Genomic DNA, 13,635 nt, shown 5'->3' on the forward strand with positions numbered 1-13,635 from the left:
CTCCTGGGGTCCGCCGCCGGCGATGACCCGCGCACGGGGTCCGGGACGCCGGCTACGGAGTGTCAACCGCCCTGTGTTCTCAGCCTCTTTCCGGCAGGAAACGCTTGCGCCCGGCCGCGCCGGTGAGGTATTTGGGCCCGGCGCTGAGCGGCCCGACTGCCCGGGGGCCGGGTACCCGGGCGCGAAGGAGAGACGTCCGAAAAGCGTCCGCGCCCGGACATGCCGCCGCCGGCGCACCCTTGCGGGGCGCCGGCGGCGTGATGTCCGGAGCGGACCCCGGGGCGTGATGGTGTGCCCCGGTGCGGGGGTGCCGGTCAGCCGACGAGGCCGTCGGCCAGCTCCTCGCTCAGGGTGGATTCCGTCCCCGGGATACCCAGGTCCTGGGCCCGCTTGTCCGCCATGGCCAGCAGGCGGCGGATACGCCCGGCGACCGCGTCCTTGGTCAGCGGCGGCTCGGCCAGCGCACCCAGCTCCTCCAGGGACGCCTGCTTGTGCTCCATGCGCAGCCGTCCGGCCGCCGCGAGGTGCTCGGGAACCTCTTCGCCGAGGATCTCCAGCGCGCGCCCCACGCGGGCGCCTGCGGCCACCGCGGCCCGTGCCGAGCGGCGCAGGTTGGCGTCGTCGAAATTGGCGAGGCGGTTCGCCGTGGCGCGGACCTCGCGCCGCATCCGGCGCTCCTCCCAGGCAAGCACCGACTCGTGCGCGCCGAGCCGGGTCAGGAGCGCTCCGATGGCGTCGCCGTCGCGGACGACGACGCGGTCCACACCGCGCACCTCGCGGGCCTTAGCCCCGATGGAGAGCCTGCGCGCCGCACCGACCAGGGCGAGCGCCGCCTCGGGACCCGGGCACGTCACCTCCAGCGAGGAGGAACGGCCGGGCTCGGTGAGCGAGCCGTGCGCCAGGAAGGCCCCTCGCCAGGCCGCCTCGGCGTCGCAGGTGGCCCCCGAGACCACCTGCGGGGGCAGCCCGCGGATGGGACGGCCGCGGCCGTCCACCAGCCCGGTCTGGCGGGCGAGCTGGTCGCCGCCCGCCACCACCCGTACGACATAGCGGGAGCCGCGCCGTAGCCCGCCGGGTGCCATCACGATCAGCTCCGAGCTGTGCCCGAAGATCTCGAGAATGTCCCGCTTCAGCCGGCGCGCCGCCATCGCGGTGTCCAGCTCCGCCTCGATCACAATCCGGCCGCTCACCAGGTGCAGCCCACCCGCGAACCGAAGAATCGCCGAGACTTCTGCCTTCCTGCAGCAGGTCCGGGTTACGGGAAGCCGAGAGATTTCGTCCTTCACCGCTGGCGTCATCGCCATGGGCCGATCCTTCCATGCATCCGAAAAATACGGTCGTACGCGGCGGCCAACAGCTCCGGATCATGAATCGGAACGCCATCGGGTGAAGCCACCGGCGCCAGCTCGACCGCGGCACCGAGCCGCTTTGCGGCGTCGGCGAGGGACTCGCGGTCGGGCACGGCGGCCTCGTCGGCCAACACCACGTCCAAGGCGAGTTTAGGGGCGTGTCGCCCCAAAACCTCCAAATGACGCTGCGGTGAGAAGCCATCTGTTTCACCGGGTTGCGGCGCGAGGTTCAGGGAAAGGACCTTCCGGGCCTTCGTGACGACCAGTGCGTCGAGCAGTTCCGGGACGAGCAGGTGCGGGATCACCGAGGAGAACCAGGACCCGGGACCGAGCACCACCCAGTCCGCGTCGAGGACTGCGGCGACCGCTTCCGGGACGGCGGGCGGGTCGGCCGGTACGACGTGCACGGACTGCACCTCGCCCGGGGTCAGCGCCACCGTCGCCTGTCCGCGCACGGTGACGATGTCGTCGGGACGCTCCGGGTCGTGTCCCCGTACGAGCGCCTGGAGCTCCAGGGGCACGGCCGACATCGGCAGCACCCGGCCGTGGGCGCCGAGGAGCTTGCCGACGAGGTCGAGCGCCTGCACGTGGTCACCGAGCTGCTCCCAGAGGGCGACGATCAGCAGGTTGCCGACCGCGTGCCCGTGCAGATCACCCTTGGACTCGAAACGGTGCTGAATGACCTGGGCCCAGGTCTGGCCCCATTCGTCGTCCCCGCAGAGGGCGGCCAGCGCCTTGCGGAGATCGCCCGGGGGCAGCACGCCGAGCTCCTCGCGGAGCCGGCCGCTGGAGCCCCCGTCGTCGGCGACGGTGACCACGGCCGTGAGATCGCCGGTGATCCGGCGCAGCGCCGTGAGCGAGGCCGACAGCCCCATGCCGCCGCCGAGGGCGACGACCTTGGGCTGGGCACCACGCTTGCGTCCGGACAGCGCGGATGTCGCTCTGCTCAGCCGCCGCAGACGCAGATTACGACTGGTCACTCGCGCCCCATGTCCCTGTGGACGAGGACGGTCTCGATGCCTTCCGTGGCCAGCCGGGCAGCCAGCTTCTCGGACATCGCCACGGAACGGTGCTTGCCGCCCGTGCACCCGACGGCGACGGTCACGTAGCGCTTGCCCTCGCGGCGGTACCCGGTGGCGATGAGCTGGAGCAGTTCCGTGTACTGGTTGAGGAACTCCTTGGCGCCCGGCTGGTCGAAGACGTACGCGGACACCTCCTCGTTGAGCCCGGTGAACGGCCGCAGCTCAGGCACCCAGTGCGGGTTCGGCAGGAAGCGGCAGTCCACCACGAGGTCGGCGTCGACCGGGAGGCCGTACTTGTAGCCGAACGACATCACCGTGGCCCGCAGTTCCGGCTTCTCGTCGCCGGCGAACTGGGCGTCCATCTTGGCGCGCAGTTCGTGCACGTTGAGGCTGGAGGTGTCGATCACCAGGTCGGCGTCGCCGCGCAGCTCGCGCAGCAGATCGCGCTCGGCGTCGATGCCGTCGACGATCCGGCCGTCGCCCTGGAGTGGGTGCGGGCGGCGGACCGACTCGAAGCGGCGCACGAGGGCGTCGTCCGAGGACTCCAGGAACACGATGCGCCGGGTGACGTGCTTGGCCTCCAGGTCCGCGAGGGACTCCCGGAGGTTGTCGAAGAAGCGGCGGCCCCGGACATCGACGACGACGGCGATGCGGGCCACGTTGCCCTGGGACCGTGCGCCGAGCTCCACCATGGTGGGGATCAGCGCGGGCGGCAGGTTGTCGACGACGAACCAGCCGAGGTCCTCCAGACACTTGGCGGCGGTGCTGCGCCCGGCGCCGGACATTCCGGAGATGATCACCAGTTCGGGGATGACCGGCGCGGTGGCCTCATCCGCCTCGTTCGTGGTGCCCGTACTCACGTGTGCTGCTCCGTCTGCTCGGTCGGTGCTGTGGTGCTCAGGTTCGGTTTCGTGCGTGCGTTCGTTCTTGTGCTCAGTCATGACGTGCCCCCGTCGTCGTCTTCAATGATCTCTCCTGTGGCCGTGTTCACGGCGGGCGCGGCCGGGGCGGTCGTGGCGAGAGCGGCGGCCACTGATTCCGCCGTCCTGCGCCCTATCCCCGGGACCTCGCAGATCTCGTCGATTGTCGCCTGCCGCAGCTTCCTCACGGAGCCGAAATGCTTGATCAGAGCCTGCTTCCGGGTCTCGCCGAGGCCCGCGACGTCGTCCAGCGGGCTGCTGCGGATGCGCTTGGCGCGTTTGGCGCGCTGGTACGTGATGGCGAAGCGGTGGGCCTCGTCACGAATCCGCTGCAGGAGATAGAGCCCTTCGCTGGAGCGGGGCATGACGACGGGGTCGTCGTCATCGGGCAGCCAGACCTCTTCGAGGCGCTTGGCGAGCCCGCAGACGGCGATGTCGTCGATGCCCAGCTCGTCCAGGGCGCGCTTCGCGGCGGCCACCTGGGGCTGCCCGCCGTCGACGACGACGAGCTGCGGCGGATACGCGAACCGCTTCGGCCGGCCGTCGTCCTCCCGGGGCTCGCTCCCGGTGTCGTCACCCGCGGATACGGCTCCGGTGGGCGCCGGCACGGGTCCCGTCGGAGCGGGGCCTGCGGGGGCGGGGGCCGGGACGGCGCCCGCCGGGACCGGACCGGCCGGGACGGGGCCTGTCGGGGCGGGGGTCTCCTCCCACTCCCCCGTCCGCTCCTTGTCCTGGAGATACCGCTTGAAGCGGCGGCCGATCACCTCGTGCATCGACCGCACGTCGTCCTGGCCCTCGAAGCCCTTGATCTGGAAGCGGCGATATTCGCTCTTGCGCGCGAGGCCGTCCTCGAAGACCACCATGGACGCCACCACGTCGTCGCCCTGGAGATGCGAGATGTCGTAGCACTCGATGCGCAGCGGCGCCGTGTCGAGGCCGAGCGCCTCGGAGATCTCCTCCAGGGCACGGGAGCGGGTCGTCAGGTCGGAGGCCCGCTTGGTCTTGTGCAGCCCGAGGGCCTGCAGGGCGTTGCGCTGGACCGTGGCCATCAGGTCCTTCTTGTCGCCCCGCTGCGGAATGCGCAGGCTGACCTGCGAGCCCCGGCGCCCGGCGAGCCACTGGGCGACCGCCTCCGCGTCCTCCGGGAGGGCGGGGACCAGGACCTCCTTGGGTACGGAGTCCCCGCTCTCCTCCCCGTACAGCTGCTGGAGCGCGTGCTCGACGAGGCCCGCGGTGTCGACCGCCTCGACCTTGTCGGTGACCCAGCCGCGCTGGCCGCGGACCCGGCCACCGCGGACGTGGAAGATCTGGACGGCCGCTTCGAGCTCGTCCTCGGCGACGGCGATCAGGTCGGCGTCGGTGGCGTCGGCGAGGACGACGGCGCTCTTCTCCATGGCCCGTCTGAGAGCCTCCACGTCGTCGCGCAGCCGGGCCGCCCGCTCGTACTCCATCTCCTCGGCCGCCTGCATCATGTCCTTCTCCAGGCGGCGGATGTACGTACCGGTCCGGCCCGCCATGAAGTCGCAGAAGTCCTCGGCGAGCTCGCGGTGCTCGTCGGGGGTGACCCGGCCGACGCAGGGCGCGGAGCACTTGCCGATGTAGCCCAGGAGGCAGGGGCGGCCGGTCCTCTCGGCGTTCTTGAAGACGCCCGCGGAGCACGTACGCACGGGGAAGACGCGGAGCATCAGGTCGACGGTCTCGCGGATCGCCCACGCGTGCCCGTACGGCCCGAAGTAGCGCACACCCTTCTTCTTGGCCCCCCGCATCACCTGGACGCGGGGAAAGTCCTCGTTGAGGGTGACCGCGAGATACGGATAGCTCTTGTCGTCGCGGTACTTGACGTTGAACCTGGGGTCGAACTCCTTGATCCAGGAGTACTCGAGCTGGAGCGCCTCGACCTCCGTGGAGACGACGGTCCATTCGACGGAGGCGGCCGTGGTGACCATCGTGCGCGTGCGCGGGTGGAGACTGGCCAGGTCCTGGAAGTAGTTGGCCACGCGCTGGCGCAGGTTCTTGGCCTTCCCGACGTAGATCACCCTGCGGTGCTCGTCGCGGAACTTGTAGACCCCCGGGGAGTCGGGGATCTGTCCCGGCTTGGGGCGGTAGCTGGAGGGGTCTGCCATGTCTCACACCCTACTTGCGGGCAGTGACAGCGCGGCCTCGGTCGGCGGACAGGTGCGCGCTCCCGGGGCGGGGGTGTGCCCCCGGAACACGCACCTGTGGAGCGGGTCAGGCGTCGGCGCCGGGGGTCTCCCCGCGCCTGCGGTCGCGGCGGACGGCGGTGCGGGCCCAGGAGACCAGGACGAGCAGCGCCCCGGCTCCGGCGACGGCCGAGGTGACCGCGAGGGCGGTGTCGGGCGTGCTCACGGCGGCGGCAGCCGGCCGGCCGGCGGCGACGCCCGTGCCGAGGCCCGGGTCCGTGCCCGTGGCCTTACCGGGTCCCGGGGCCGTGCCGGGTCCGGTGGCGTAGCCGCCCGCCTTGCCCGAGCGGCCGTATCCGGAGTCCGGGAGCTTGTCCCCGTACGCCTTCCGCACCCGGCTGCCGTATGCGGTCAGCGTGGTGCCGCCGTCGCCGACCGCACGGGCCGCGTCCGCGTCCAGCGGGAGGACCCGGGCGCCGTCGTGGACGTACCAGGCGTCGATCTGCGGCTCACGGAAGACCGTGCCGCCGGGGAGTGCGCGGGCGCCGGCCGCGGCGTACCGCGACTCGTCGTCCCCGGTGGCGATGTTCACCACCTCCCAGACGGCCTTCGTGCCCTTCTTGGGGACGGTCCACAGGGTGGCCTTCCGGCCGTCCGAGGAGACCGCGGTGCTGGCCAGGTAGTGCAGCCGGGCGACGGGCGCCCCCGGTCTCCCCGCGACGAAGTCCGGGGCGAGCGTGCGCACGGCGATGGCCGCCCCCTCGATCCGCGGGGCCGCCGCGGACCCGCTGACCGCGCCCTCCCTCGCGAAGAACCGGGACAGGGTGTCCAGGGTCGTAGACGCGGTGGCCGCCCGGTGGGCCGCGGCCACGTCCGAGGCGGTGGGCGCGGGAGGCGTCACCGGTCCGGGGGCGGCGGTGGCCCGGGGAGCGGCCGCCGTGAACAGGGCGACGCCGGTGAGTGCGGCGGCCACGAGGGTGCGCCGGGTCGTGGAGGTCATGGGGTCACGCCCCGATCCGGTAGAGCGAGTGGGTCCAGGAGAATTCGCCGTTATTCACATACCAGGCATGGGAGGCCCAGTTGTAACGGTTGCTGGTGGGCCAGGGGTCACCCCAGTAGACCCAGCTGCTGGCGTCGTCGTACCCGTACAGGACGTGCATGTGGCCGCCGCCCGACGACCACTGGATGCGCGTCTCGACAGGACGCCCCGCGGATATCTCGCCCTGGAGGGTCGCGTAGCGCAGCCAGCCCCTGACGTACGAACCGGGGCTGACCCCGGCCCAGGACAGGCCGTCCTGCACATCACCGAGCGTTGCCTGCGAGTTGGGGCACTCGGAGCCCTGCGTACGGCCGAAGGCGGCGTTGCAGAACTGGTTCTGGGTGTAACCGCGGCCGAACCAGGTGGCGATGGTGCTGCCCCCTGCGGCCCAGCACCAGTTGGTCTTCTGCTGCGCCTGCATGGTGATGCCGAGCCGCTGAGCTGCGGCGCTTCCGGCCGTCGGGGTGGGGGACCCGGCCGCGGTGGCGGTGGCCGCGGGCACGGCGAGCAGTACGGCGGCCAGGAGAGCCGTGAACGGGAACCTTCCCGGCCTGCTTCTTCGGTTGCGCATGGCGTTCCTCCCATGGCGGGGGGTGTGGGGTCGGAGGAGCGCGTCCGGACGCTGGGGTCGAGCATCGGCCGTTGTCCGGAGGGGGTCAACACGCTTCAATGCGGGGTGACATCACGGTGTGAACGGCACGGCGGCCGTGTGAACGCTCCCGGCCCGGTCACCTGGCCGCCCCTTCCCGTCGGCGCGGTGGCGCCGTTCCCCGTCGTGAACATTCACTGGAGGCCCGGATGCGGCACACCGAGGGTGAACTGGCGCAGGTACTGCACACCGGCCCGTTCCATCTGGCCCTGCGCACGGCAATCTCGGTGCGCGGACTGCCTCTCCAGCGGGTGCAGCACCATCTCGCGCACCGCGGCATCAAGGTCGGGGTGACGAGCCTGAGTTACTGGCAGCAGGGCGTCCGGCGGCCGCGGCGAGCCGAGTCGCTGCGGGCCGTGAAGGCGCTGGAGGAGGTGCTCGCCCTGCCGGGCAACTCCCTGCTCCGGCTGCTGGACTCCGGCGTCCCGGCGGACGCCGAGCGTCCGGCCGCCCGCTCGTACCGCGCGCTGCTGGAGGTGTCCGGCGCGGTGGAGCGGCTGCTGGCCTCGATGGAGTCACCGGCCGACGGCGGGCTGCACACGGTGGGGCATCAGGAGCGGGTACGGATCGCGGCGGGCCGGGAGATGGCGGGCCGCGCGTCGCAGCACGTCGTACGGGCGCACCGGGACGGGGTCGACCGCTATCTGGCGGTCTACCGTGGCGATCCGGGCTGTGATCCGTCCGCGATCGAGGTGCGCGCCGTGGAGAACTGCCGGACGGGCCGGGTCCGCTGGGACCACGAGGCGGGAGTCCTCGTCGCCGAGCTCCTGTTCGACACCCGGCTCCGGGCCGGCGACACGTACCTCTTCGGCTACGGCTTCGAGGACGGTACGGGCGGGCCCTGCGGGGAGTACGTGCGGGGGTTCAGCTTCGGCGGCGGGCAGTACGTACTGCAGGTGCGCTTCGACGAGGCCGCGCTGCCGGTGCGCTGCCGGCGCTTCGTCCAGGTGTCGGCGGGGGCGCCGCGCGGTGCCCGGACCGACCTCACACTCACCGGCCGGCACCGGACCGTCCACCTGGTCGAGCAGGGGGTACGGCCCGGACTGGTCGGCATCGACTGGGACTGGGAGTGACGACGATCGTGCGGTGGCGTCACGCGCGCGGTTCCGTCAGGCGTCGGGGCCCGCGACGAGCTGTCCGCCCTCGACCTTCACCGGCACGGAGGGCAGCGGAACGGTGGCCGGGCCCTGCACCACCTTGCCGGTCGTGATGTCGAAGCGGCTGCCGTGGCAGGGGCAGTGGCCCTCGGCGTCCTCGACCTTGTCCAGGACGCAGCCGCCATGGGTGCACTGGGCGCTGAACGCCTTGTACTGGCCCTTGGCGGGGCAGCTCACGACGAGCCGCTGTTCCCGGTAGAGCCTGGCTCCGCCGACCGGGACATCGTCCGCGGCGCCGAGCGCCACGGGCGCGGTGGGCGTGGGCGTCTTCGCGTGGCCCAGCTTCGATTCGGTCGAGCAGGCGGCCACTCCCAGCCCGGCGGCACCGGCGAGAGCGGCGCCCTTCAGCACGGTACGGCGGGCGGCGGGCAGGCCGGGCATGCGGTCTCCACGGGGTGAGGGGGCAGAGGTGAGGGGGCAGAGAGCCGCCAGGGGCACCCGAGGGGCCGGGAGCCGGAGGCAGCAGCGACAGAACCGACGATACCGGCGGAGATCGGCGGCCCTTCGACCGGGCCGGTTCCGGCGGTGGAGCAGGGGGAAGGGCCGGGGGCGACGGCGTCCGAGGAGCATGTCGGCCCGACGGCGAGGTGGCGGCCCCCGGGCCGGGGACCGCCACCTCTGCGGGCGTTCCGGGACAGCGGGCCGCTGTCCCGGTCAGCCGGTGCTCACGCCTTCGGGGCGCGGGCCGTCTTCTTCGCGGTGGGCTTCTTCACGGCCGTCTTCTTGGCCGCGGCCTTCTTCGCGGCAGGCTGCGCCGCCGTCCTGGCCGCGGCCTTCTCACGGGCCGGGGCGGCTTTGGCCGCCACCGCCTGCTCGGCGGCCGTCTTGCGGGCGGTCTTCCTACGGGCCGTCGGCATGGCGGCGTCGCTGATCCGGTCCGCGCCGAGAATGCTCTGGAGGAACTTCCCGGTGTGGCTGGCGGGCACCGACGCGATCTGCTCGGGAGTGCCTTCGGCGACGACCAGACCGCCTCCGTTGCCCCCTTCGGGGCCCATGTCGATGACCCAGTCCGCGGTCTTGACGACATCGAGGTTGTGCTCGATGACGATCACCGTGTTGCCCTTGTCGACCAGACCCGAGAGCACCGTGATCAGCTTGCTGATGTCCTCGAAGTGCAGACCCGTGGTCGGCTCGTCCAGAACGTAGACCGTGCGGCCCGTGGAACGCTTCTGGAGCTCGCTCGCCAGCTTCACACGCTGTGCCTCACCACCGGAGAGCGTCGGCGCGGACTGCCCGAGCCTGACGTATCCGAGGCCCACCTCGTTGAGCGTGCGCAGATGGCGGGCGATCGTCGGGACGGCCTCGAAGAACTCGAGCCCCTCCTCGATCGGCATGTCCAGCACCTCGGCGATGGACTTGCCCTTGTAGTGGACTTCCAGGGTCTCCCGGTTGTAGCGCGCTCCGTGGCAGACCTCGCACGGGACGTACACGTCGGGCAGGAAGTTCATCTCGATCTTGATGGTGCCGTCACCGGAGCAGTTCTCGCAGCGGCCCCCCTTGACGTTGAAGGAGAAGCGGCCCGGCAGGTAGCCGCGCACCTTCGCCTCCATCGTCTCGGCGAAGAGCCGGCGGACATGGTCGAAGACTCCGGTGTACGTGGCCGGGTTGGACCGCGGTGTACGGCCGATCGGCGACTGGTCGACGTGCACCACCTTGTCGACGAGGTCGTCGCCCTCGACGCGGGTGTGCCGGCCGGGCACCGACTTGGCGCCGTTCAGCTCGCGTGCCAGGTGCGTGTAGAGGATGTCGTTGACCAGGGTCGACTTTCCCGACCCGGAGACGCCGGTGACCGCGGTGAGCACACCGAGGGGGAAGGAGACGTCGATGTCGTGGAGGTTGTTCTCCCGGGCGCCGTGCACCGTGAGCTGCCGCGTCGGGTCGACCGGGCGCCGGATGTCGGGCAGCGGGATGGCGCGCTTGCCTGCCAGATACTGGCCGGTGATCGACTCCTTGTTGGCCAGCAGGTCCTTGAGCGAGCCGGAGTGGACGACCTTGCCGCCGTGCTCACCGGCGCCGGGGCCGATGTCGACGACCCAGTCGGCCACCTTGATGGTGTCCTCGTCGTGCTCGACGACGATGAGTGTGTTGCCCATGTCGCGGAGCCTGACCAGGGTCTCGATCAGCCGGTGGTTGTCCCGCTGGTGCAGTCCGATGGACGGCTCGTCCAGCACGTACAGGACGCCCACCAGGCCGGAGCCGATCTGGGTGGCCAGCCGGATGCGCTGGGCCTCGCCACCGGACAGGGTGCCCGCGGCGCGGTTGAGCGAGAGGTAGTCCAGGCCGACGTCCACGAGGAACTTCAGCCGCTCGTTGACCTCCTTGAGCACCCGCTCGGCGATCTTCTTGTCGCGGGCGTTCAGCTTGAGCCGGCCGAGGAAGTCGGCGCACTCGCTGATCGACATCGCGGCGACCTGGGCGATGGACTTCTCCATCACCGTCACCGCGAGGACGAGCGGCTTGAGCCGGGTGCCCTCACAGGTCGGGCAGGGCACCTCGCGCATGTAGCCCTCGAAGCGCTCCCGGCTGGAGTCGCTCTCGGCCTCGGAGTGCCGGCGCTTCACGAACTGCACCGCACCCTCGAAGGAGGGGGTGGTGTACGCGCGCTCGCGCCCGTACCGGTTGCGGTAACGCACCTCGGTCTGGATCTTGTGGCCGAAGAGCAGGGCCTTCTTGGCCCGCTGGGGCAGTCCGGCCCAGGGGATGTCCGTACGGAATCCGAGGGCTTCGGCGAGTGCGCCGATCTGCCGCCCGAAGTACTCCTTGGTGTGTCCGTGCGACCAGGGGTGGATCGCGCCCTCGTCGAGGGACTTGTCCTCGTCCGGGATGATCAGCTCCGGGTCGACCTCCATGCGCGTACCGATACCCGTGCAGTCGGGACAGGCGCCGAAGGGCGAGTTGAAGGAGAAGGAGCGGGGCTCCAGCTCCTCGAAGGAGAGGTCGTCGTACGGGCAGTAGAGGTGCTCGGAATACATCCGCTCACGCTCGGGATCGTCCTCGGCGAGGTCGACGAAGTCGAGCACGACCATGCCCCCGGAGAGGCCGAGCGCGGTCCCCACCGAGTCGGTCAGGCGGCGCTTGGCGCTGTCCTTGACCGTGAGGCGGTCGATGACCACCTCGATGGTGTGCTTCTCCTGCTTCTTCAGCGTGGGCGGCTCGGAGAGCTGGATGGTCTCCCCGTCGACCCTGGCCCGGCTGTAGCCCTTGGTCTGCAGATCGGAGAAGAGGTCGACGAACTCTCCCTTGCGCTCACGCACCAGCGGCGACAGCACCTGGAAGCGGCTGCCCTCGGGCAGGCCCAGCACCTTGTCGACGATGGCCTGCGGGGACTGACGCGCAATGGGGCGGTTGCACTCCGGGCAGTGCGGCTTGCCGATCCGGGCGAACAGCAGCCGCAGGTAGTCGTAGACCTCGGTGATGGTGCCGACCGTCGAGCGCGGGTTGCGCGAGGTCGACTTCTGATCGATGGAGACGGCGGGTGAGAGGCCCTCGATGAAGTCGACGTCCGGCTTGTCCATCTGACCGAGGAACTGCCGGGCGTACGAGGAGAGCGACTCCACGTAGCGCCGCTGGCCCTCGGCGAAGATCGTGTCGAACGCGAGGGACGACTTGCCCGACCCGGAGAGCCCGGTGAAGACGATGAGGGAATCGCGGGGGAGGTCGAGCGAGACGTTCTTGAGGTTGTGCTCGCGCGCGCCACGGACGATGAGACGGTCGGCCACGCCGGTCCGCACCTTTCTTGAGAGAAGCGGGGGAACTGAGCCCCTGTCCCAGGGTATGGGGGGCGCCACAGCGATGTAGAAAAGCTTTCGACTCCGAGCGTATAGCACGCACATTCGATTTTCGGCCGCGCTCGGACTCCTTCACCCGATTGAGTGGCGGAGCTAGGCTCGGCCTCATGATTGATCATGTGCGCGACCTGGGCGCTGTACGCGAGGCAACCGATCGACTGCTCAGCGCAGCGGGCAGAATGGACAACGTTTCGCTCGCCGAGCCGTCACGGCTGCCGGGGTGGAGCCGGGGCCATGTACTGGCCCACCTTTCACGTAACGCCGACGCGCTCGTAAATGTTCTCCAGGGACGTCCGATGTACGCGAGCAGCGAAACCCGGGACCAGGACATCGCCCGTGATGCTCCCCGGCCGCTCGACGAGCAGCTGGCCGACCTCCGGGAGAGCGCGGCCGGTTTCCTGCAGGCGGCGGCCGGCACAGCAGACTGGGCCCGTACCGTCACCCTGCGCAACGGCGTGACCGACTCGGCCTCCCGCATCCCGTTCCGGCGCCTGATCGAGGTCGAACTGCACCACGTCGATCTGGGGACCGGCTACGAGCTGGACGATCTGCCGGAGGAGTTCGTGACGCGGGAGACCGACTTCCTGGCGAAGCGGTTCACCGGCCACCCCGACGTCGTGGCGACGACCGTGATCGCCGGCGGGCGGACGTGGACCACGGGCGGCGGCGCCGGAGGCGGGGCGGTCACGGTCCGGGGGGCGGCACCCGAGGTCATGGGCTGGCTCTGCGGACGCCGCGACGGCTCCGCGCTGATCACGGAAGGAGGCCCCCTTCCCGTACTGCCCCCGCTATAGGCTGAGTCGTATGACGTACAGCGGAGCAGTCAAGGTCGGCGGACCTGCGGATGTGCACGAGTTGACCGACCTGATGATCTCCAAGGTCGCGGTCGGACCGATGAACAACAACGCCTATCTGCTGCGCTGCCGGGCCACCGGCGAGCAGCTCCTGATCGACGCGCCCGCCGAGGCCGGGACCCTGCTGCGGCTCATCGGTGACGACGGCATCGCGTCCGTCGTCACCACGCACCGGCACGGCGACCACTGGCAGGCGCTGGCCGAGGTCGTGGGGGCCACCGGAGCGCGCACCTACGCGGGGCGGTACGACGCCGAGGGCATCCCGGTCCCGACCGACGTGCTCGTCGAGGACGACGACACGATCCGGGTGGGCCGCGTCTCGCTGACCGCCCGCCACCTCGCCGGACACACTCCGGGCTCCATCGCCCTGGTCTACGACGACCCGCACGGGGCCCCGCACCTGTTCACCGGGGACTGCCTCTTCCCCGGCGGCCTCGGCAATACGCGCAAGGACCCCGAGGCGTTCGCCCGTCTGCTCCACGACGTGGAGACGAAGCTCTTCGAGCCCCTGCCGGACGAGACCTGGGTCTACCCGGGACACGGGCACGACACCACGCTGGGCGACGAGCGGCCTCACCTGCCCGCGTGGCGCGAGCGCGGCTGGTGAGCGTCTCCAGAAGCTGAAACACCACACCGGCCGGGGTGTGCGGGACGATACGCGCACCCCCGCCCGGGGCCGTTGTGCTGCTTATAAGCCAATGGGGTGACCCCGGTGA

Annotated in this window: 11 protein-coding genes; 3 read left to right on the plus strand and 8 right to left on the minus strand. The window is 71.0% G+C overall.

Going from position 1 to position 13,635, the window contains the following annotated elements; translation table 11 throughout:
• Nucleotides 1–314 precede the first annotated feature (314 nt).
• The 6 genes from whiA to ACFWSK_RS10545 all read right to left on the minus strand — a co-directional run bounded on the left by whiA (nucleotide 315) and on the right by ACFWSK_RS10545 (nucleotide 7,042).
• A complete protein-coding gene (whiA, locus tag ACFWSK_RS10520; protein WP_383783484.1) occupies nucleotides 315–1,304 on the minus strand; it encodes a DNA-binding protein WhiA in 990 nt (329 codons plus the stop codon).
• Nucleotides 1,295–2,329, minus strand: coding sequence for a uridine diphosphate-N-acetylglucosamine-binding protein YvcK (yvcK, locus tag ACFWSK_RS10525; RefSeq protein WP_383783485.1), 1,035 nt, complete (start codon nucleotides 2,327–2,329; stop codon nucleotides 1,295–1,297). The genes whiA and yvcK overlap by 10 nt, the downstream gene beginning before the upstream one ends.
• Nucleotides 2,326–3,312 carry an RNase adapter RapZ gene (rapZ, locus tag ACFWSK_RS10530; protein ID WP_383783486.1) on the minus strand — a complete coding sequence of 329 codons (987 nt, stop codon included), beginning with the start codon at nucleotides 3,310–3,312 and terminating at the stop codon, nucleotides 2,326–2,328. The genes yvcK and rapZ overlap by 4 nt, the downstream gene beginning before the upstream one ends.
• Entirely contained in the window at nucleotides 3,309–5,414 is a 2,106-nt protein-coding gene (gene uvrC, locus ACFWSK_RS10535) for an excinuclease ABC subunit UvrC (protein WP_383783487.1), read from the minus strand. The genes rapZ and uvrC overlap by 4 nt, the downstream gene beginning before the upstream one ends.
• A gap of 106 nt (nucleotides 5,415–5,520) precedes the next feature.
• The gene (locus ACFWSK_RS10540) at nucleotides 5,521–6,432 is read right to left on the minus strand and encodes a hypothetical protein (protein WP_383783488.1); all 912 of its coding nucleotides are present in this window, start codon (nucleotides 6,430–6,432) and stop codon (nucleotides 5,521–5,523) included.
• Nucleotides 6,433–6,436: 4 nt separating this feature from the next.
• Nucleotides 6,437–7,042, minus strand: coding sequence for a papain-like cysteine protease family protein (locus ACFWSK_RS10545; protein WP_383783489.1), 606 nt, complete (start codon nucleotides 7,040–7,042; stop codon nucleotides 6,437–6,439).
• A gap of 227 nt (nucleotides 7,043–7,269) precedes the next feature.
• Between ACFWSK_RS10545 and ACFWSK_RS10550 the strand changes: the two genes are divergently transcribed.
• The gene (locus ACFWSK_RS10550) at nucleotides 7,270–8,193 is read left to right on the plus strand and encodes a hypothetical protein (protein WP_383783490.1); all 924 of its coding nucleotides are present in this window, start codon (nucleotides 7,270–7,272) and stop codon (nucleotides 8,191–8,193) included.
• A 36-nt stretch (nucleotides 8,194–8,229) separates the two neighbouring features.
• On the opposite strand, the gene ACFWSK_RS10555 is transcribed toward ACFWSK_RS10550, so the two are convergent.
• Nucleotides 8,230–8,658: a Rieske (2Fe-2S) protein gene (locus ACFWSK_RS10555; protein WP_383783491.1), complete on the minus strand. Its 429-nt coding sequence runs from the start codon at nucleotides 8,656–8,658 to the stop codon at nucleotides 8,230–8,232.
• A 284-nt stretch (nucleotides 8,659–8,942) separates the two neighbouring features.
• Nucleotides 8,943–11,996, minus strand: a complete 3,054-nt coding sequence (gene uvrA / locus ACFWSK_RS10560; protein WP_383783492.1) for an excinuclease ABC subunit UvrA — start codon at nucleotides 11,994–11,996, stop codon at nucleotides 8,943–8,945.
• A gap of 176 nt (nucleotides 11,997–12,172) precedes the next feature.
• Here uvrA and ACFWSK_RS10565 point away from each other — a divergent pair, with 176 nt between their 5' ends.
• A complete protein-coding gene (locus ACFWSK_RS10565; RefSeq protein ID WP_383783493.1) occupies nucleotides 12,173–12,859 on the plus strand; it encodes a maleylpyruvate isomerase family mycothiol-dependent enzyme in 687 nt (228 codons plus the stop codon).
• Between the two features lie 10 nt (nucleotides 12,860–12,869).
• Nucleotides 12,870–13,526 (plus strand): MBL fold metallo-hydrolase, encoded by a 657-nt coding sequence (locus ACFWSK_RS10570; protein ID WP_383783494.1) that lies wholly within the window; start codon nucleotides 12,870–12,872, stop codon nucleotides 13,524–13,526.
• Nucleotides 13,527–13,635: the final 109 nt, after the last annotated feature.

Origin of the sequence: Streptomyces sp. NPDC058620 (assembly GCF_042717135.1) — a bacterium.
Lineage (GTDB): Bacteria > Actinomycetota > Actinomycetes > Streptomycetales > Streptomycetaceae > Streptomyces.